12 protein-coding genes and 1 pseudogene are annotated in these 21,170 nt (G+C 54.5%); 5 read left to right on the forward strand and 8 right to left on the reverse strand.

Features of this window, described 5'->3' with window-relative positions; genetic code table 11:
* Nucleotides 1-167: 167 nt before the first annotated feature.
* Together ACSZO1_RS15360 and ACSZO1_RS15365 are read left to right on the forward strand one after the other, a co-directional pair.
* Nucleotides 168-1,838, forward strand: coding sequence for a hypothetical protein (locus ACSZO1_RS15360; protein WP_437614065.1), 1,671 nt, complete (start codon nucleotides 168-170; stop codon nucleotides 1,836-1,838).
* A gap of 221 nt (nucleotides 1,839-2,059) precedes the next feature.
* Nucleotides 2,060-3,256 (forward strand): nicotinamide mononucleotide deamidase-related protein YfaY, encoded by a 1,197-nt coding sequence (locus ACSZO1_RS15365; RefSeq protein WP_437614067.1) that lies wholly within the window; start codon nucleotides 2,060-2,062, stop codon nucleotides 3,254-3,256.
* A 186-nt stretch (nucleotides 3,257-3,442) separates the two neighbouring features.
* Here the strand turns inward: ACSZO1_RS15365 and ACSZO1_RS15370 are convergent.
* The 5 genes and pseudogenes from ACSZO1_RS15370 to ubiG all read right to left on the reverse strand — a co-directional run.
* Nucleotides 3,443-3,661, reverse strand: a pseudogene (locus ACSZO1_RS15370) (DUF1440 domain-containing protein); the annotation flags it as partial.
* Between the two features lie 206 nt (nucleotides 3,662-3,867).
* Nucleotides 3,868-4,131, reverse strand: coding sequence for a class I ribonucleotide reductase maintenance protein YfaE (gene yfaE / locus ACSZO1_RS15375; RefSeq protein WP_437614069.1), 264 nt, complete (start codon nucleotides 4,129-4,131; stop codon nucleotides 3,868-3,870).
* 3 nt (nucleotides 4,132-4,134) lie between these two features.
* Nucleotides 4,135-5,265, reverse strand: a complete 1,131-nt coding sequence (nrdB, locus tag ACSZO1_RS15380) for a class Ia ribonucleoside-diphosphate reductase subunit beta (protein WP_437614071.1) — start codon at nucleotides 5,263-5,265, stop codon at nucleotides 4,135-4,137.
* A gap of 52 nt (nucleotides 5,266-5,317) precedes the next feature.
* Nucleotides 5,318-7,603, reverse strand: coding sequence for a class 1a ribonucleoside-diphosphate reductase subunit alpha (nrdA, locus tag ACSZO1_RS15385; protein ID WP_437614073.1), 2,286 nt, complete (start codon nucleotides 7,601-7,603; stop codon nucleotides 5,318-5,320).
* Nucleotides 7,604-8,304: 701 nt separating this feature from the next.
* Entirely contained in the window at nucleotides 8,305-9,036 is a 732-nt protein-coding gene (gene ubiG, locus ACSZO1_RS15390) for a bifunctional 2-polyprenyl-6-hydroxyphenol methylase/3-demethylubiquinol 3-O-methyltransferase UbiG (protein ID WP_437614075.1), read from the reverse strand.
* Nucleotides 9,037-9,199: 163 nt separating this feature from the next.
* On the opposite strand from ubiG, the gene gyrA reads away from it, so the two are divergent.
* Nucleotides 9,200-11,836 carry a DNA topoisomerase (ATP-hydrolyzing) subunit A gene (gene gyrA / locus ACSZO1_RS15395; RefSeq protein WP_437614076.1) on the forward strand — a complete coding sequence of 879 codons (2,637 nt, stop codon included), beginning with the start codon at nucleotides 9,200-9,202 and terminating at the stop codon, nucleotides 11,834-11,836.
* Nucleotides 11,837-12,114: 278 nt separating this feature from the next.
* Here the strand turns inward: gyrA and ACSZO1_RS15400 are convergent, their stop codons facing one another.
* Nucleotides 12,115-13,128, reverse strand: coding sequence for an alpha/beta hydrolase family protein (locus tag ACSZO1_RS15400; protein ID WP_437614078.1), 1,014 nt, complete (start codon nucleotides 13,126-13,128; stop codon nucleotides 12,115-12,117).
* A 143-nt stretch (nucleotides 13,129-13,271) separates the two neighbouring features.
* Here ACSZO1_RS15400 and ACSZO1_RS15405 point away from each other — a divergent pair, with 143 nt between their 5' ends.
* Nucleotides 13,272-14,204 (forward strand): helix-turn-helix domain-containing protein, encoded by a 933-nt coding sequence (locus ACSZO1_RS15405; protein ID WP_437614080.1) that lies wholly within the window; start codon nucleotides 13,272-13,274, stop codon nucleotides 14,202-14,204.
* Nucleotides 14,205-14,292: 88 nt separating this feature from the next.
* Complete coding sequence (gene rcsC / locus ACSZO1_RS15410) at nucleotides 14,293-17,142, forward strand: two-component system sensor histidine kinase RcsC (protein ID WP_437614082.1); 2,850 nt, start codon at nucleotides 14,293-14,295, stop codon at nucleotides 17,140-17,142.
* 49 nt (nucleotides 17,143-17,191) lie between these two features.
* Here rcsC and rcsB read toward each other — a convergent pair whose 3' ends face one another.
* Both rcsB and rcsD read right to left on the reverse strand, forming a co-directional pair.
* On the reverse strand, nucleotides 17,192-17,845 hold the full coding sequence (gene rcsB, locus ACSZO1_RS15415) for a response regulator transcription factor RcsB (RefSeq protein ID WP_437614084.1): 654 nt from the start codon (nucleotides 17,843-17,845) through the stop codon (nucleotides 17,192-17,194).
* Between the two features lies 1 nt (nucleotide 17,846).
* Entirely contained in the window at nucleotides 17,847-20,510 is a 2,664-nt protein-coding gene (gene rcsD / locus ACSZO1_RS15420) for a phosphotransferase RcsD (RefSeq protein ID WP_437614086.1), read from the reverse strand.
* Between the last annotated feature and the right edge of the window lie 660 nt (nucleotides 20,511-21,170).

The following is a 21,170-nucleotide window of genomic DNA, read 5'->3' on the forward strand; positions in this document are numbered from 1 at the left end:
CGGGCATCGTGAAAAGTCTATGTCAAAGAAAGGGTTATGTTCTCATAATTGACGATTAAATCGCACCTTCCTTAACGATGAAATCGGTGGAAAAAACAGCAGGCAGAGTCCACCTCGGGGATTACAGTGCTGACTGGACCGGGGGGCCAGATGTTTCCCGTGGCATCATGAACAACTGGAACATGACTGGCGATGAGCGGGAAAAATACGCCAGTCAGCGCTGGATGTTCGCAACATGGACATCCGCTAACGTCCCGGATACATCGCTGGATACCCCATTGGGGTGGACCATTGAAGTACAGGTGGATGCGAACCATAGTTTTGTCGCTGATGACAACGAGGCGGTGATAGATGCAACGTTGTACGTTAAGCAGAGCAATATCGTAAAAACGGCCTTGTACCGCTCCCGCTCGCTCCCGATTGCCATGATGGGGCCGGTATTCTCTTCAGTCACCATACCCGACTCGCCTTTGCTTAACGGAAAGTATCTAGTCGCGGCCGGCACCCGGTTAACGAAGGTTCATGCCAGCCTTGCGGTGGCGGCTAAAACAGCGAGCATGCAGATCAGATGGCGACAGGCTGGTGATTCAGGAGGTGCCTGGAATGTAGCTGATCCGGCAGATGTCCCTGTTACCAGCAGCACTGCGCTTGTCTTCACCATTCATTATGAGTTTACCCACCCGGTGACGCTGCAGTTTAGTTGCGCGGAGGAAGGGGCGAGCAACTGGGGAGCGCCATTTAGCGTGTTCTTTGATGTTGAATCGGATCTGCTGAAGCTGGAAGATTTTGTTATTAAAATGGCTTCCCCGGAAATCACCCTGACGGGGACAATCAGGGAACCCTCGGCACAGGTTAAATTTGCCCGTCTCGAACTCAGCACGGATGGTGGCGCGCACTGGCAGGATATTTCCGACAGGAAAGCGGGGGAGTTATCGCCTTATACCTTTACTGTCGATATCACGGCAGCGGCGGGACAGCAGAGGGATTTCTCGCACGGTGTTTACCTCAGAACCACGGATAATTTACAGCGTGTTTCGCCGCAGGAGCCGGCACGCTTTGACGCGGCGACCTTCCTGAGTGCGAGATGGGATGGCGCGTCGGCGACGTCTGGCGATGTTAATTCAGGTGAGGCGCTAACCTACTCTGTGCATCTGCACTGTGCGGCAGGTGTGATACTGCCATCTGCGACCCTTTCTCTGCTGCTGGCGGATGCGGCGGTTGAGGCTGATTTTCCGGTGAAGTGCTGGTACTGGATGATGGATGAAGCGACCGGCGAGCCGAAAGGCACATCATATGATGCGGCGGGATGGCGCGGTATCACCGGTGCAGCCGACATCTATAGTGGACCGCTCCAGTCCGGTTTGATCAACGCGGCGGCACATGTCCGCACTGATGCCGCCCTGCCGGGGAAAACGCTGCCACCCGCGACGCTGACCCTCGACAGCAGGGCGTTTTTCGTGAAGCCATTTACCAGTACCGAACCCGTCAGAGCCGTGGTCTGGCGACCCGCACCATATTTTCAAATCGTCAATCCGGTGCTGCACACCCATCGCGATGCGGTGACGATCACCGGCATTTTCACGCCGGTGCTTGAAGCTGCGGCAGAGCTGATCTTTACCGTTTCTGTCGATAACGCTGCTGAGCAGGTGGTGATCCCCGCGCAGGTGAACACCAATTTCTTTGAGCTTAAGCTGAACCCGGAAGTATTTACGGCATTCAGTCAGAACGGTAACCACAGTGTCCGGCTGGCGCTGTACCGTATCGGTGATACGCGCGCGGATGAGCGCCGCAGTCACCGTGAAACGCTTGAGTTTGTTATCAATAACCCCTCCTTTTAGCATCAGCGGTGCAGTGCCACGGGTAAGCCAGCAGTCATTGATGACGGGACGACAGGACGATATGCCTCCTCAGCCCTCTTCCACAATGTGGGGGAGGGCATTTTCTTTCGCGCCACCCGCGCCGCAGGCTCCCGTTTCCGCAGTTTTAGCTGTTTACCTGGCGCTGAGTTCGGGCTACGGTAATTCACAGCAAGAACTTGCTCAGCTGACAGGAGAACACAGTGATAAGAGTGGAAATGCTCTCGACCGGCGATGAAGTGCTGCACGGTCAAATCGTGGATACCAATGCCGCCTGGCTGGCGGATGTGCTGTTCCAGAATGGCCTGCCGATGACCAGCCGATCGACGGTTGGCGACAGTTTACCGGCGCTGGTCGCTGCCCTGCAGGAGCGCAGCCAGATTGCCGATGTGCTGATTGTAAATGGCGGCCTTGGGCCGACCAGCGACGACCTGAGCGCGCTGGCGGCAGCAACGGCACTGGGCGTTGAGCTGGAACTGCATCAGGAATGGCTGGCGAAAATGGAAGCCTTTTTCGCTGGCCGCGGTCGCCCGATGGCGCCGAGCAATCGTAAACAGGCGGAAATCCCGGCTGGTGCGGAACTGGTGGATAACCCGGTAGGCACCGCCTGTGGTTTTGCCGTCCAGCTGAACCGCTGCTGGCTGTTCTTTACTCCGGGTGTGCCATCCGAATTTAAGGTGATGGTCGAACAGCAAATCCTGCCGCGACTGCAGCAGCGTTTTGCGCTGCCGGAACCGCCGCTGTGTCTGCGACTGACCACCTTTGGCCGTGGCGAAAGCGATCTGGCGGCGGAGCTGGATCAGCTGCCACTGCCGGAAGGAGTGGTGCTGGGTTACCGCTCATCCATGCCGATTATCGAACTGAAACTCACCGGGCCAGCGACTCAGCGCGCAGCGATGGAAACCAGCTGGCAGCAGGTACGTGAGCGGGTGGCGGAGTGCACGATTTTTGAAGGCACCGAAGGGTTGCCAGCGCTGCTGGCGCGGGTACTGGCTGAGAAACAGCTGCAGTTGAGCGTCAGCGAACAGTTTACTGCCGGGCTGCTGCAGTGGCAGCTGGTCTCAGCAGGTGTGGCGCTGACAGCCGGGCATGTCCTGCCATCACAGCCGCAGTCGTTGTTGCTGCTGGCAGAAGAGACACGCAAACTGGCGCAGCATAATCATGCCGCGCTGGCGTTAAGTGTCGGGGGATACCATGATGATCACCTCGGTTTTGCGCTGCATACGCCGGAAGGCACCTATGCCCAGCGGGTGAAGTTTAATGTCAGCCGTCACGGCCTGAAAACGCGCCAGGAAGTGGTGGCAATGATGGCGATGAATATGCTGCGCCGCTGGCTGAAAGGCGATACGGTCTCGAGCGGGCATGGCTGGATTGATGTGGTGGAAACGATAAAGGTTTAAATTTCTGAGGGTATTTCTGCCCGATGCTGAACTTACAGGAAACGACAGACTGCCTCTTCCCCCGCTTCAGCGGGGGAAGGGGGGCTAACGGCTCAGTATTGTCGGGTGTCGCTGCTCCCCCTCCCTGAACCTCTCCTGCGATATCGGGGAGGGGATCTACCGGCTGTCGCCGCTACTCACGATGTGAGTGAAAAGGTCTGTCAGGCTGTCGACGTTAATTCCTAAATCCTGCAACAGGACATAGGGTGGTGTAAGGCGGTCTGGCGTTCGCGGTGGCAGCGGAATTTCTGCACCGAATTTGACCAGTCCGGAGATTATACCGGTAATCAGACCAATAAAAGCGGCGAGGCCATAACGACGAGAACTCACCGGGGATTGCTGCAGAAAATAGTGTAACCCCTTAATTTTACAACTCCCTGTTTTAAAAGTGTGCTTAGTGTAGACAGGGAAAAAGCACCTTCTCAGGTGTCTGGATCAAGAGTTGAACCGATTTAGCTGTAAGAATTGGGTGAGGAATTGTTGCAGAAAAATCAATCATTTCTGTGATGCCCGTTGCAGGCAGCACGCAGGTGGATGATGAACAGGGAGCACTCCGGGGCCGCCGGAGTGGCTTACATCTCCAGCTCAATATCCCCTTTCGCTTTGCAGCAGCAGGGCAGAATATCGCCTTCCTGTACAAACGCGATCGGTGTTTCCGCATAACAGACTTCGCCTTTCAGCAGCCGTACACGGCAGGAACCGCAGAAACCTTCACGGCACTGATATTCAACAAAATGCTTATGGGATTCGAGGGCATGCAGCAGTGACGGGTAGTCATCGTTATCACATTGCAGCTGCGCACCAGAGGTGCGCAGCGTGATGGTCGAGGTGGCCATTGCTTACAGCTGGAAATCGCTGAAATCGTCGTTATTGACTTCAGAGTCAATCTGGCCGACGAGGTAGGAGCTGACTTCCACTTCCTGCGGCGCCACCTGTACGTTGTCAGACACCAGCCAGGCGTTGATCCACGGAATCGGGTTCGAACGGGTCTGGAACGGCAGATCGAGTCCCACTGCCTGCATACGGATATTGGTGATGTACTCAATATACTGCCAGAGAATATCTTTGTTCAGGCCGATCATTGAGCCACCTTCGAACAGATATTCTGCCCACTCTTTCTCCTGCTCGGCTGCCAGCACGAACAGATCGTAGCACTCCTGACGGCACTCTTCGGCGATCTCAGCCATTTCCGGATCGTCCTGGCCGCTACGCATCAGGTTCAGCATGTGCTGAGTACCGGTCAGGTGCAGCGCTTCGTCACGGGCAATCAGTTTGATGATTTTGGCGTTACCTTCCATCAGTTCGCGCTCAGCGAAGGCGAAGGAGCAGGCGAAGCTGACGTAGAAGCGAATCGCTTCCAGCGCGTTAACGCTCATCAGGCAAATATACAGCTGCTTTTTCAGCGCGCGCACATTAACGGTAATGGTTTTGCCGTTGACTTCATGGGTGCCTTCGCCCAGCAGATGCCAGTAGCTGGTCATCTCAATCAGGTCATCGTAATAACCGGAGATATCTTTCGCACGTGACAGAATCTGTTCGTTGGTGACGATATCGTCAAACACAATCGCCGGATCGTTGACGATATTACGAATGATATGGGTGTAAGAACGCGAGTGGATGGTCTCGGAGAACGCCCAGGTTTCCACCCAGGTTTCCAGTTCCGGGATTGAGATCAGCGGCAGCAGCGCGACGTTCGGACTACGGCCCTGAATGGAGTCGAGCAGCGTCTGGTATTTCAGGTTGCTGATAAAGATGTGCTTTTCATGATCTGGCAGACCCTGATAGTCGATACGGTCGCGTGACACATCCACTTCTTCCGGACGCCAGAAGAAGGAGAGTTGTTTCTCAATCAGCTTTTCAAAGATGTCATATTTTTGCTGATCGTAGCGCGCCACGTTAACCGACTGACCAAAGAACATCGGTTCTTTCAGCTGATCGTTTTTGTTCTGGGAAAAAGTGGTGTAAGCCATGATGTAAATCCAGTTAGCTGAGGAATGGCCGGGCGCACCCGGCCATCAGAGATTAAATCTTGCAGGCGCCGCTTTCGCAGCCATCATCCTGAATCGATGGCACCAGATCGTCCTGCGCATCTTCCGCACCATCACGGGTGTTCTGGTAGTAGAGCGTCTTCACGCCATATTTATAGGCGGTCAGCAGATCTTTCAGCAGCTGTTTCATTGGCACACGGCCGTTGTCGAAACGCGTCGGATCGTAGTTGGTGTTAGACGAGATCGCCTGGTCGATAAACTTCTGCATCAGACCCACCAGTTGCAGATAACCGTCGTTATTCGGCATATCCCACAGCAGTTCATAGCTGTTTTTCAGACGCTCATACTCCGGCACCACCTGGCGCAGAATACCGTCTTTTGACGCCTTGATACTGATATGGCCGCGTGGCGGTTCAATACCGTTGGTGGCGTTAGAGATCTGCGAAGAGGTCTCAGACGGCATCAGTGCAGACAGCGTGGAGTTGCGCAGGCCGTGGGTTTTAATCTGCTCGCGCAGACCTTCCCAGTCCAGGTGCAGCGGCTCGTTGCTGATCGCATCCAGATCTTTCTTATACGTGTCGATCGGCAGAATGCCCTGCGCATACGTGGTTTCATTGAACCACGGGCAGGCGCCTTGCTCTTTTGCCAGTTCGTTCGACGCTTTCAGCAGGTAGAACTGAATCGCTTCGAAGGTTTTGTGCGTCAGGTTGTTGGCGCTGCCATCGGAGTAGCGTACACCATGTTTCGCCAGGTAGTAGGCGAAGTTGATCACACCAATACCCAGGGTACGGCGACCCATTGCACCACGTTTTGCTGCCGGAATCGGATAGTCCTGGTAATCCAGCAGGGCATCCAGCGCACGTACCGCCAGCGTTGCCAGCTCTTCGAGGTCGTCGAGGCTGTCAATCGCGCCCAGGTTGAATGCTGAAAGTGTACACAGGGCAATCTCGCCGTTTTCGTCGTTCACATCCATCAGCGGTTTGGTTGGCAGCGCGATTTCCAGGCACAGGTTGGACTGGCGAACAGGCGCGATGCTGGCATCAAACGGGCTGTGGGTGTTGCAGTGGTCAACGTTCTGGATGTAGATACGGCCGGTAGAGGCGCGTTCCTGCATCATCAGCGAGAACAGATCGACCGCTTTGACACGCTGCTGGCGAATGCTGCTGTCCTGCTCATATTGCGTGTACAGGCGCTCGAACTCGTCCTGATCGGCGAAGAACGCGTCGTACAGGCCTGGAACGTCAGACGGGCTGAACAGGGTGATGTCCTGGCCTTTCAGCAGGCGCTGGTACATCAGTTTGTTGAGCTGCACGCCGTAGTCCATATGACGTACGCGGTTGCCTTCCACGCCACGGTTGTTTTTCAGTACCAGCAGGCTTTCGACTTCCAGGTGCCACATCGGGTAGAACAGCGTTGCTGCGCCACCACGCACACCACCCTGAGAGCAGGATTTCACTGCGGTCTGGAAGTGTTTGTAGAACGGGATACAACCGGTGTGGAACGCTTCGCCACCGCGGATTGGGCTGCCCAGCGCACGGATACGACCGGCGTTAATACCGATACCGGCACGCTGCGAGACGTATTTAACGATCGAGCTGGAGGTGGCATTGATCGAGTCGAGGCTGTCGCCGCACTCGATCAGCACGCAGGAGCTGAACTGGCGCGTCGGGGTACGCACGCCGGACATGATTGGCGTTGGCAGCGAGATTTTAAAGGTCGACACTGCATCGTAGAAGCGTTTGACGTAGTCCAGACGGGTCTCACGCGGGTAGCCGGAGAACAGGCAGGCAGCGACCAGAATGTAGAGGAACTGTGCGCTCTCATAGATTTCACCGCTGACGCGGTTCTGCGCCAGGTATTTGCCTTCCAGCTGCTTCACCGCGGCGTAGGAGAAGTTCATATCACGCCAGTGGTCGATAAAATCGTCCATCTGCGCGAACTCTTCTTCCGTGTAGTCTTCCAGCAGATGGCGGTCATATTTACCCATCGCGACCATGCGTTTCACCTGGTCGAGCAGTTTTGGCGGCTCAAACTGGCCGTAGGCCTTTTTACGCAGATGGAAAATCGCCAGGCGTGCAGCCATGTACTGATAGTCAGGCGCATCACGCGAGATCAGGTCAGCTGCCGCTTTGATGATGGTTTCGTGAATATCGGAGGTTTTAATGCCATCGTAGAACTGAATATGTGAACGCAGTTCAACCTGGGATACGGAGACGTTTTGCAGGCCTTCTGCCGCCCAGTCGAGCACCCGGTGAATTTTATCAAGATTAATGCGCTCAGTGCGGCCATCGCGTTTAGTGACGAGCAGACTCTGGTTCATGTGGCGTTTTACCTGTCCTTGCTAATTATCCCCGGTTTATACACAGAAATCTCGCTGTGAGTAACTCTGTGGATAAACACTATATATAGGGGGTCGGGAGTGAAGATGTAACTAGATGGTGAGTATTCTAGTAAGTTATACGCACATAACAAGTGTTGATTTATGATCGATTTTCCGCTCCGACGGCTGGCTTTTTTCTTAATGCCAGATGTTACAAGGCTCGTCGCGCTGTCAATGCTGATGTGAAAAAAATGAAAAATTTGATCGACCGCTGATTTTCTGTGCATCCGCCATTTTTGCGACATTTTTTCTGGATAAAAAGCACCAGGGCGCAGCGATTTGCATCGTTCCACCGGTCGGATTAAGACGATTTTTTCGTCTGCATTAAGCACCCTATAACCGGAAACGGTACAGGTACAGAATGAAAAAGATCTGGCTACGGCGGGTAAAATAAGAAAGTCCTGTGACGGAAAGATGTCAGCCAGGGGAAGGAATGAGATTGTGGTCTTTTTCGAGGGGTGCCATGGATTGACTCTGGCGTGGAACCGGCGCCTTCCCCACGGTGTGGGGGAAGGCTGGGATGGGGGAGCGAACAACGCCGAGGCTGAGTTGCCTGCTCCCCCTCCCTGATCCACCCCCGCAGGGCGGGGGAGGGAATGTATCGTGCCGCGCCCGCCCGGCAGAAGGGGCAAGCTTGTGTATTACGGCTCAATCACACTATGTGTATGGATCATATAGTTAACATCCACACCGGCACCCAGGCGGAAGGTATTGGTCAGCGGGTTGTAGTGCAGACCAATCATATTGCACTCGCGCAGTGGGGTTTCATCCACCCAGTTCAGCAGTTCGGCGGGACGAATAAACTTCTTAATATCGTGCGTGCCACGCGGCACCATGCGCAGGATATACTCCGCGCCGACAATCGCCATCAGCCAGGCTTTGCTGTTGCGGTTAATGGTGGAGAAGAACACCTCGCCGCCGGGCTTCACCAGCCGGGCGCAGGCGTGCACCACGGAACGCGGGTCCGGCACATGCTCCAGCATCTCCATACAGGTCACCACGTCGTACTGGCCGGCAAACTGTTCGGCGTGTTCTTCCACGGTTTGCTGGATGTAATCGAGTTTGACACCGCTCTCCAGCGCGTGCAGGCGCGCTACTTCCAGCGGTTCTGCGCCCATATCCAGTCCGGTGACGACAGCGCCTTCGCGCGCCATGCTCTCGGCTAGAATGCCGCCGCCGCAGCCGACATCCAGCACTTTCTTGCCGAACAGGCCGTCAGCGTGTTGCGCAATCCAGCCCAGGCGCAGCGGGTTGATGCGGTGGAGTGGTTTGAATTCGCCCTCCAGGTCCCACCAGCGTGAAGCGACCGCTTCAAATTTGGCGATCTCGCCGTGATCGACGTTAGGGGTGCCAGGACTGGCTTTGGTAGTCATTGAATGGGTGCTCCTGCAACAAAAGTTTGCGTTGAGTATACATCGTTACGCCCTGTCTGGAATAAAGCAGCGCTTAACGACGCTTTCCGTTCACCGCTTCGGCGCAGTGTGATATACTTTCGCACCTTTGAATCCGGGACTAATGTAGAGGGATAGCGGCTCCATGAGCGACCTTGCGAGAGAAATCACACCGGTCAATATCGAGGAAGAGTTAAAGAACTCTTACCTTGATTACGCCATGTCGGTCATCGTTGGCCGTGCATTACCAGATGTTCGTGATGGACTGAAACCCGTCCACCGTCGTGTGCTCTATGCCATGAACGTTCTCGGTAATGACTGGAATAAACCATATAAAAAATCTGCCCGTGTGGTCGGTGACGTTATCGGTAAATATCACCCGCATGGTGACAGTGCCGTGTATGACACCATTGTCCGTATGGCACAGCCATTCTCCCTGCGTTATATGCTGGTAGATGGTCAGGGTAACTTCGGTTCCATTGACGGCGACTCCGCTGCAGCAATGCGTTATACCGAAGTGCGTATGGCGAAAGTGGCACACGAGCTGCTGGCCGACCTGGAAAAAGAGACTGTCGACTTTGTGCCGAACTATGACGGCACTGAGCAGATCCCTGAAGTGATGCCAACCAAGATCCCGAACCTGTTGATTAACGGTTCTTCGGGTATCGCGGTCGGTATGGCGACCAATATTCCTCCGCACAACCTGACAGAAGTGATCAACGGCTGTCTGGCGTATATCGAGGATGAAAACATCAGCGTTGAAGGGCTGATGGAACATATCCCGGGGCCTGACTTCCCGACCGCTGCCTTTATTAATGGCCGTCGCGGTATTGAGGAAGCGTATCGCACTGGCCGCGGCAAGATTTATATTCGTGCCCGTGGTGAAGTGGAAACCGATGCGAAGACCGGTCGTGAAACCATTATCATCAACGAAATCCCTTATCAGGTGAACAAAGCGCGCCTGATTGAGAAGATTGCCGAGCTGGTGAAAGAGAAACGTCTGGAAGGCATCAGCGCGCTGCGCGATGAGTCCGATAAAGACGGTATGCGCATCGTAATTGAAGTGAAACGCGATGCGGTCGGCGAAGTGGTGCTGAACAATCTCTATTCACTGACTCAGCTGCAGGTTTCGTTCGGGATCAATATGGTTGCCCTGCATCAGGGACAGCCAAAAATTATGACGCTGAAAGAGATTCTGGAAGCGTTTGTGCGCCACCGTCGTGAAGTGGTGACGCGCCGTACCATTTTCGAACTGCGTAAAGCGCGTGAGCGTGCGCATATCCTCGAAGCGCTGGCGGTTGCGCTGGCGAATATCGACCCGATTATCGAGCTGATTCGTCATGCACCGACGCCTGCGGAAGCGAAAGCGGGCCTGATCGCGCATCCATGGGATCTTGGCAATGTTTCTGCGATGCTGGAGCGTGCCGGTGATGACGCTGCGCGTCCGGAGTGGCTGGAAGAGCAATACGGTATTCGTGATGGTCAATACTATCTGACTGAGCAGCAGGCTCAGGCGATTCTGGATCTGCGTCTGCAGAAACTGACTGGCCTTGAGCACGAGAAGCTGCTGGACGAGTACAAAGAGCTGCTGGAGCAGATTGCTGAACTGCTGCATATCCTGTCCAGCGCTGAGCGTCTGATGGAAGTGATCCGTGAAGAGCTGGAACTGATCCGCGATCAGTTTGGCGATAAGCGTCGTACCGAGATCACGGCCAACAGCGCCGATATCAATATCGAAGATCTGATCAACCAGGAAGATGTGGTCGTCACGCTGTCGCATCAGGGTTACGTCAAATATCAGCCATTGTCAGATTACGAAGCACAGCGTCGTGGCGGTAAAGGTAAATCAGCCGCACGTATTAAAGACGAAGACTTTATTGACCGTCTGCTGGTGGCCAACACCCACGATACCATTCTCTGCTTCTCCAGCCGTGGCCGTCTGTACTGGATGAAAGTGTACCAGCTGCCAGAAGCCAGCCGTGGCGCACGTGGTCGTCCGATCGTCAACCTGCTGCCGCTGGAGCCGGAAGAGCGCATCACTGCGATTCTGCCGGTACGCGAGTATGCTGAAGGCGTGAATATCTTTATGGCGACCGCCAGCGGCACCGTGAAGAAAACCGCGCTGACCGAGTTCAGCCGTCCGCGCAGCGCTGGTATTATTGCCGTGAATCTGCGTGATGACGATGAACTGATTGGCGTCGCGCTGACCAACGGCAGTGACGAGGCGATGCTGTTCTCCGCTGAAGGTAAAGTGGTGCGCTTCTCCGAGCAGGGCGTGCGTGCCATGGGCCGTACCGCATCCGGTGTTCGCGGTATCAAGCTGGCGGAAACGGATCGCGTGGTGTCGCTGATTGTGCCGCGTGAAGAGGGCGCGATTCTGACGGTGACGCAGAACGGTTACGGTAAGCGTACCGAGACCAGCGAGTACCCAACCAAATCGCGTGGCACCAAAGGGGTTATTTCCATCAAGGTGACCGAGCGTAATGGTGCAGTGGTTGGTGCGGTGCAGGTGGAAGACAGCGATCAGATTATGATGATCACGGATGCCGGTACGCTGGTACGTACCCGTGTGTCTGAGGTCAGCATCGTGGGTCGTAATACCCAGGGTGTGATTCTGATCCGTACCGCTGAAGATGAAAATGTGGTGGGTCTGCAGCGTGTGGCTGAGCCGGTAGAGGAAGAAGAACTCGACGCTATCGACGGCAGCGTAGCAGAAGGGGATGACGATATCGCGCCAGAAGTGGAAAGCGATGACGATGTTCCGGAAGGCGACGACGAGTAATCGTCTGTCGTTACTGCGATAAAAAAGGCCAGCGTATGCTGGCCTTTTTGTTTTTGGCGGATATCGCAGTAACTGCGGGGTTGCATGTGAGGGCACTTTTAGTTTAAAGATATCGCTTCTGGTTCGGTGACCGCTCAGGGAAGACGGTCAGCTCCGGAAAGACGCAAAAGCTGTCATCCATGACGGCTCGGCCCGCGCCGTCCATGGCGCTGGACGCTTTCCTCCGCTGACTGTCTTCCCCGAGCTTTGAATTTATGTATTGCTGCCCGGTTTCAGGTTCATTGTGTCGGGGCTGCCCGCAAGAACGCGTGTTGTTGTAAAAAGTCGATTATGCTGCTGGTCGCTTGCTGATGAATTTCACGGCGGGTTGTCTCCGGCGTTTCACAGATAAATGCTTCACCTTCTTCCGCCAGAATCTGGCGCGCCTGTGGCTGGCACAGCGGCAGAAAATCGAAATGTCCTGCCTGTGGTATCGGATGCTGTAGCACAGGCAGTTTGTCGCCGCCTAAATTCAGTGTACCGCTGGCACGAATATAATAACCGGCGGTGATCACCATGACCGGGATATGCACCTGTCGCAGGCTTTGTGGTGTCAGGACGTACCCCATCCCTGGATCGAGCGCGATGGCAAAGCGGATACGCGGGTCACGATAGCTGGCTTCCAGGCGAGAGCTGTCTAACTGCGGCAGATTCAGCTTCCCACGCTGATAAAACTGGCAGTCCGGCATGTCTGGCATACTCCGGCAGTATTCCGCAAAGCGCTGGCGGGTGATCATCCCTCCTGCCAGCGCCAGGGCGCTGTAGCCGCCTTTCGAGTGGCCGATGACGCCGATTTTCTGTGAATCAATGGCGTTATGCCATGGTGCACTGGCGAGAACGCTGTCCAGCAGATTGCGGATATCCTGGGTTTGCAGCGTGATATCGGTAGTGGGTGAGGAATCACCTGTCGTGCTGCCTGGATTGTTAGCCGCCATCACGATCATCCCCTGGCTGGCCAGCTGCGTCGCCAGCCAAGCAAGGCTGGCGTTATTACCACCACTGCCGTGGCTGAGGATCACCAGCGGAAATTTGCCTGCGGCCAGGGGCGCGTCGGCAATGGCGGTGAAACCCTGGAGTACGCCATTCGCTGCCTGCTGTTGCGCTGCGGCACTGGAGCTTGTGGGATAGAAGATGCGTATCGCCAGGGGGCGTTGTGGATCGCTGGTGGTGATAAGCTGGCTCTGGTCGCCCACCGCATGGCTCCAGCCGTTAACGCTGAACAGCAGGGTGCAGAGAAAAAAAATCGTGCGCATTGTTTTAGCTCCTGAGGATGAAAAGCGCTATCATCCTGTTAATCCGGCGGATTCTCGTCCTCGATCACGATTGGCTACCTGAAAAAATGCTGATTCCTGTCAATTTTTTGCTCAGCTTCTGCTTTTTGCTGCTGATAGCGCGTATGTTGCTGCGTCACCGCCACGCCCGTTACTTTATTGCGCTGCTGTCGCTGTGCCTGTTGCATTATCTCTGCGCCGGATTACGTGAACTGTGGCCACAGGCTCTCTGGGCGCAACTGCTGCCGGTGAGTGCCACCGCATTGCCGTTTCTCTGCTGGCAGGCGTTGCGTCAGGCATGTGGTCAGTCGCCGTCGCTGCTCTGGCTGGTGCTGCCTCCGGCGCTGATGGCGCTGTCTGTCTGGCAGTGGCCGCAGGCGATTGATGGTTTGCTGTTGCTGACCTATTTCGCCTGCGCGGCGGCGATGCTGCTGCGTTTACGTGAGGGCGAGAACGCGTTTGTCGCCCAGTCACTGGGGGGCGTGGGAATGACACTGACCAGCTGGCGTTTAATGGCGCTGATGCTGATTTTTTGTGCGCTGATCGATCTGGCTGTCACGGCGGATATCTCGCTGGCGGATGGCATCTGGGTACAGGCGCTGTTGCTGCTGGGACAATGCGTGCTGTGTCTGTTTATCGCGCTGGCGCTGGTGATCACGCCGGTTGAAGCCATCGCGCTGGATGCACCGATAAAAACCGCCAGTGAAAGCGATGAGCAGGTGATGCGCAAGGTGGAACTGCTGATGCGTGACAGCATGCTGTATCGCGAAACCGGGCTGAATCTGGCGATGCTGGCGCGGAAAAGTGCGATACCGGCGCGGAAGGTTTCGACGGCGATTAATCTGCTGTACCGTCAGAGAGTGTCGCAGTATGTCAATCAGTGGCGTATCCAGGAAGCCTGTTATCATCTGAGCCACAGTTCGCGGCCGGTTCTCGACATTATGGAAGCCGTGGGATTCGTCACCAAATCCAATTTTAACCGCGAGTTTTTACGCATTACCGGCAAAACACCATCGCAGTGGCGCGCCGAGCATGCAGGCGAGCAGAGTTTGTCGTAACCCCCTGCCTCAATTCTGGCTTTTTACCGCCAGTCCCGTTACTGTATCGTGTTACTCACTTTTTGACTCCTGACGCCATAGGTTTCACTTGAAATATCTTGTCTCGTTTCGCACCACGTTAAGAATTTCCCGCTACCTGTTCCGGGCGCTGGCGTTGATGCTGTGGACTCTCGGTGCACTGCTGACCGCGTTTTTCATTATCAATGTGCTGCATGAGAAAGAGTCACAGGTACGTCAGGAGTTCAGTACCAGTGCGGATCAGGCGCAGTGGTTCATCCACAATTCTGCAGATGTGACGCGCGAGCTGAAATATATTGCGGAAAACCGCCTGAATACGGCCTCTGGCAGCCTGGATATGTTGAACAGCGGAGCGCCAGGCAAAGTGATGTTGCCGCAATATACGCCACTGTCTGCGGCATCTGACTGTTCCGCTATTAGCAGCAACTGGCGCGATTCACTGGCGTCGCTGAGTTATTTCCTCAGTTACTGGAAAGCCAGTTTCTCCTCATCGTATGAGCTGAACCGCGTCTTTTTTGTTGGTGGTGAAAGCCAGTGTCTGGCGGACTTTGCCATTGGTAGCACCACGGTCGATCGCGATCGGGCACAGAAATCATTGCAGGAACGCATTCTGCATTACCGCAATGGCAACGCGGATGAGCGCAAAAACAGCCAGTGGTGGGTGAGTGCCACTGCACAGCCAGGGTTGGGTTATTTCTATATGATTACCCCGGTGTATGTGGCGGATAAGCTGGAAGCCTTGCTGGGGATTGAACAAAATATCCCGCTGGACGATTTTATTACCCCAGGCAGCCTGCCGGTGGTCGCTACACTGCTTGATGACAATAATCAGGTAGTGCTGTCGTCGGCGCGCAGCGGCATCAGTTTTGCACTGGATGATGTGCCGGATGACAAGTCGTGGTTTGGCTATGTTGATGGCTACAAACAGCTGGTGATGAAGAAGACGCTGTTACCGTCTTCCCTGAGTGTGATCTATTCCGTTTCCACCGAGATTCTGGTGGAACAGCTGAAAATGCTGATGATTAACGCGCTGCTGCTCAATCTGCTGAGCGGAATCGTGCTGTTTTCGCTGGCGTGGTTGTTTGAGCGGCGCATGTTCCTGCCTGCCGAAGACAATGCCCACCGGCTGGAAGAGCATGAGCAGTTTAACCGCAAGATTGTTGCCTCCGCGCCAGTCGGTATCTGTATTCTGCGCACCAGTGACGGCACCAATATTCTCAGTAACGAACTGGCGCATAACTACCTTAATCTGCTGACGCAGGAAGATCGCCAGCGGCTGACGGAGATGATTTGCGGTCAGCAGGTCAACTTTGTCGATATGCTGACGGGCAGTAATACCAATCTGCAAATCAGCTTTGTCCACTCGCGCTATCGTAATGAAAACGTGGCGATTTGTGTGCTGGTGGACGTCAGTGCGCGCGTGAAGATGGAAGAGTCATTACAGGAGATGGCGCAGGCGGCGGAACAGGCCAGCCAGTCGAAATCGATGTTCCTCGCTACCGTCAGCCACGAGCTGCGCACACCTCTGTATGGCATTATCGGCAACCTTGATCTGTTACAGACCAAGACGCTGCCAAAAGGCGTCGATTCGCTGGTCACGGCGATGCATAACTCCTCTAATCTGCTGCTGAAAATCATCAGCGATATTCTCGATTTCTCAAAAATTGAATCGGAACAGCTGCGTATTGAGCCGCGTGAATTCTCGCCGCGTGAAGTGATCACGCATATCGCCTCAAACTATCTGTCGCTGGTGGTGAAAAAGCGCCTGACGCTTTACTGCTATATCGACAGCAATGTGCCGGTACTGCTGGATGGCGATCCGCTGCGTCTGCAGCAGGTGATTTCTAACCTGCTGAATAACGCCATTAAATTTACCCATACGGGCTGTATTATTCTGCACGCCTATGTGAAAGAGGGGTATCTGCTGTTCCGCGTGCGGGATACCGGTGTGGGGATCCCGGCGAAAGAGATCACGCGCCTGTTTGATCCATTCTTCCAGGTTGGCACCGGCGTGCAGCGTAATTTCCAGGGCACGGGACTCGGGCTGGCGATCTGCGAAAAGCTGATCAATATGATGGATGGCGATATCGAAGTGGATTCGGAGCCGGGCATGGGCAGCCAGTTTATTATCCGTATCCCACTGTATAACAGTCAGATGATGGAGCCGCCGCTGCATGATGGCTTGCAGGATAAACAGATCTGGCTGGAGCTGCGTAATGAGTATCTCGCCAGCTTTATGGAACGTCTGCTGCGCGATCATGGCATTCATGTCAGCCGTTACGATGAAACGCGCGTGGGCGGCGATGATGTGATTATTACTGACTACGATTTTGTCGCACCACGTCAGGTACGCGCGGTGATTGAGTTTTCTGGCGAGCATATCGATATGCCACAGGAGATGAGCAACGGGCGCTGGATCTTCAGCACTGCGGCACCGCATGAACTGCCTGTGTTGCTGGGGCGTATCTATCGCGTTACGGTGGATGTGCCGGATGGTCTTGCACTGTTGCCGGTCGCGGAAGATCGCAGCGATAACGAAGATATTATGATTCTGGTGGTCGATGACCATCCGATTAACCGTATGCTGCTCTCGGATCAGCTGGGCTCGCTGGGCTTCCGCGTGAAGACGGCGCAGGATGGCGTGGATGCGCTGAATGTGATCAGCCGTAGCGAGATCGACATTGTGCTGACCGACGTGAATATGCCGAATATGGATGGTTACCGCCTGACACAGCGTTTACGTCAGCTGGGACAGACCTTCCCGGTGATTGGTGTAACGGCGAACGCGCTGGCGGAAGAGAAGCAGCGTTGTATGGAAGCGGGCATGGATAACTGCCTGTCGAAGCCGGTCACGCTGGATACCCTGCAGAAAACGCTGTCGTTCTACGCTGACAGAGTGCGGAAAAGCAGGGAAGGGTGATAACACGCCTCCCCCACGCTGTGGGGGAGGGGGAAGTACGGAGAAGCGGTTACTCTTTATCAGCTGGCGCTATCGTGCTGACAGACGACAGGTAGTTCAGCAGCGCAATATCATTATCCACGCCCAGTTTCATCATTGCTGATTTCTTCTGGCTGCTGATGGTTTTGATACTGCGGTTCAGTTTCTTGGCGATTTCGGTGACCAGGAAACCTTCAGCAAACAGACGCAGCACTTCACTCTCTTTAGGTGACAGACGTTTATCGCCATAACCACCGGCGCTGATTTTTTCCAGCAATTTCGCCACGCTGTCCGGCGTATATTTCTTGCCTTTCTGCAGTGCCGCCAGTGCTTTTGGCAGATCAGTTGGCGCGCCCTGTTTCAGAACGATGCCTTCGATATCCAGATCCAACACCGCACTCAGGATTGCCGGGTTATTGTTCATGGTCAGAACAATGATCGACAGGTCCGGATAGTGGCGTTTGATGTATTTAATCAGCGTGATACCGTCGCCGTATTTCTCACCTGGCATGGACAGGTCAGTGATCAGGACGTTGGCATCCAGCTTTGACAGGCTGTTAATCAGTGCCGTGGAGTCTTCAAACTCACCAACAACGTTTACCCATTCAATCTGTTCGAGTGACTTACGAATGCCAAACAGGACAATCGGATGGTCATCGGCAATAATTACATTCAAATTATTCATATTATTGGTTACCTTGCTGCAGCAGTTCGTTGACGTAGCTGTCAATGTCACTGGTGGTATTTTTAATGTTTGAATCGTCACACTCTTTAATGTGCTGTTCTAACGTTTCACATAGCTGCTTGCCAGGTACCAGATTAAGCATGGCAAACACGCCTTTCAGGCGATGCGCTGTCTGAGCAAGCGAACTGTAATCCCTGTTCGCCGCCTCAGTATACAATCTCTTTACATCATCCGGTACTGTGTCGACAAATAGCTGATAATAGCCGCTATTGAGCAGGGAACTCTCCTCCTGCCCGGCAGCGGGTTCTTCGTCTGGCATATCCTGCGCCAGCTGGAGTTCAATCAGTTGCAACAATGCATCCTGCATCGCGCTGCTGAGATTAAAGTTAACCCGGAACTGATTATCACTTATCGCTCGGAAACCCTGTTCATCGTCCGTGAGCAGCAGTGACCATGGCGCTAAACGCGCCGGGTCATCAGTGACCAGCACATCATGTTGCTGGCCGGAGAAGCGCTCATCTGGCGTAATGCAGTTCGCGCCCCAGTTTTCCAGCTGATGAGTGACAATTTTACGCACGTCATCAACGGTAATTTCGATTAATGCCGTCACCCCTTCCAGCAGCTTCTCTTCCTGCGGTTGCAGGTTCTCTGGCGGAACCAGCAGGTTAATGCTGTAACGGGTGCCGATATCCGGTTTGGCATGCACTTCAAGGTGGCCGCCAAGCTGTTTGCACAACTGCTTACACAGGAAGAAGGCGAGGCCGGACGCCTGTCCAAAGCGATCCTGCGAGGTTTCGCCGAGGAACGGGAAATCGGTATTGCCCAGCTCATCGCCGGTCAGACCTGCGCCAGTATCGACAATATGGATCACCAGACGGTCCGGGCGCTCAGCCGGTGAATCAATATCCAGCGTGATCTTGCCCCAGTTGGTGGTGATCAGCGAATAATGCAGCAGCGTCGACAGCACTTTACGGATCGCGCGTTGATCGCCAAAGCGCATTTCATCACTGTTAAGGCGGTTACGCACCAGCAGCGTCAGACCTTTGCGGCGCGTCAGCGGCAGCAGCTCCATCGTGACATCGTCGAGCAGCGCCTGCAGGCTGAAGGAGGTGGCGTCCGGCGTCCAGTCATGGGTTTCCAGCCGGTTCAGCAGCACAATGTCTTCGACCAGCCGGTGCAGCGCCTGTGTTTCCTGCAACACATCGAGGCGTGCCTCGTCATCACCGGCACTGGCGCTGAGTTGCTGCAGTTGTCCCACCACCTTATGCAGCGGGCGATCCAGCGCATGACCCAGATGCTGCAGCAGCTGCTGGCGCATCTGGTGATTTTTATCCAGTACCTGCTGCGCTTTTTGCAGCTTCTTATTCACCAGCAGTTCACGGTCCTGGTCGCGCATCATAAACAGCTGGGTGTGCGGCGACATCACACTGCGGGCATGGCGAATTTCATACACTTCATTGTTCACCGTGGCCTGCAGCACGCCCTGATGCTGATCGGACATATTGATAATTTTCTGCAGGTTAAGATGCGGCAGCAGATGTTCAGCAATCTTGTTGCTGATAACGGTACGATTGCTGGCAAAGTCATATACCAGCAGGCCGACCGGCAGGCTGGCGACAATCTCTTCATTCAGCACCCGCAGGGCATCCAGCTCGGCACTCTGGTTTTCATTCGGGCGCAGCGACTGCTGGCGCAGTAAAATCAGTCCGGCCAGCGCCATGACCAGCAACGCCAGGTGCGCCAGCAGCGGCCACAGCAGGTTGTGCAGTGTATCCAGCACCAGGTTGCTCAGCGGTACGCGATACACCAGCTGCAGCGGTGTGCTGCTCAGCGAAGCGGCAATTTCCACATTGGGATTCGCCAGCGTGATACGCGTGTTTTGCGCGTCATCATCGCTCTGCGCTTCGGCGCTGGTGAGGCTGCTGTCCTGCTTCAGCTGGAAATTCTCCAGCGGCATATTGCGCGGGATCAGGTCATTGATCGGTAAGTCAAATGCCACCACCGTCGCCAGATGACCTGGCTGATTAAAGGTGGTACGCAGAGTGAAATAGTGATCGTTTTGCCAGCTAAAGCGGCGCAGCGGCGAAAAGCTTTCGCGCTCATCAAGGGCGTTAGCCTGTTGCAGCATCTCGGAACGACGTGCATCGACGATGCTGTTAATCGCGCTTTCCTGATAGCGGGTCGCCATATCTTTCAGCGGCAGCGTCGAGATCAGCACCATGCTGTTGTCCTGGCCATTGAGGAAATACATCGACCAGGTGCTGTTTTCCGCGCCCCACAGCGTATCGAGATAGTTTGACATGCGCAGGGTCATATCCAGCGTGCTGCTGTCATGGGAGCCGAAAATTAATGCTTCGGTTTTGCGCCGGGTCTTTTCCAGATAATAGACATCCGGGCGTAGGCGCGTTTCCTGCAGGCTGTTAGACGGCGCACCGGCCGCGCTGGCGGCGAGGTTTTCATAGATTTGCCAGGTGGCGAAGCGATAGGTATCGATGCGCTTTTGCAGGGAATGGCTAATGTCGGAAAGCGCGTAGCGTTTCTCCGTCAGCCATGTATTCACTGCGTTATTCACCGTAAATCCCAACGTCAGCAATAACACCAGAATAAACATCACAAAAAAGCGTGTGACATTGCCGGAGGTCAGGGGAAACTTATATGGCACCATAGCGTATCGTGACACCCAAAATTATTGTATAACCAGCCGGGCGCTGGCGGTCAAAGAGAGACTTCCGGGAAACAAGCCCGACCAGTTCTGACCAGCCAGAATACCTGCATATTTATCGATTGTCATGCCTGGGGTGCGGTTCCTGCGCAACTGATTTACCTTTCAATCATCAACCCTTATGTCTCTGGTTCTGTGATGCCAGCAACGGACCGATGTTTTTTTTCTGCTGTGACCATAATAACTTGAGTTAATAACCGTAAAAAACGGCAATGTTAACCAGAAAATGGCCATTGACGACGATTTTCAGAGCACTCCTGGTGGCCGCAGGAGTCAAATATTCCCCTGCGTGATAATAATCTTTTTTGGCTGCCTGCCTGTGCCGGAGGAATAAAAGTTGTGCCGATGTCACTCTTCTGGCGTCTCAAAAAAAGTGAAGAAAAGGGATTATCGCTGGAGGGGATTTTTTCGCGGGCATTTTTTATCACTGCGGAAACGCCTTCGAAGAGAATTTAATCACAAATCTATATGAATTTTATTCGTCATTTTCGCCGTTAAGTGGCTTTTTTTAGGTCGTTTTTTAATCACTCCGCGAATTCAGATAATAAGTGCAACGCTTGGTCATGTGGATGGAGGGACGGTTAGCTACCGATAAGCTATCCT

It is taken from the genome of Erwinia sp. V71, assembly GCF_965644245.1.
Lineage (GTDB): Bacteria > Pseudomonadota > Gammaproteobacteria > Enterobacterales > Enterobacteriaceae > Erwinia.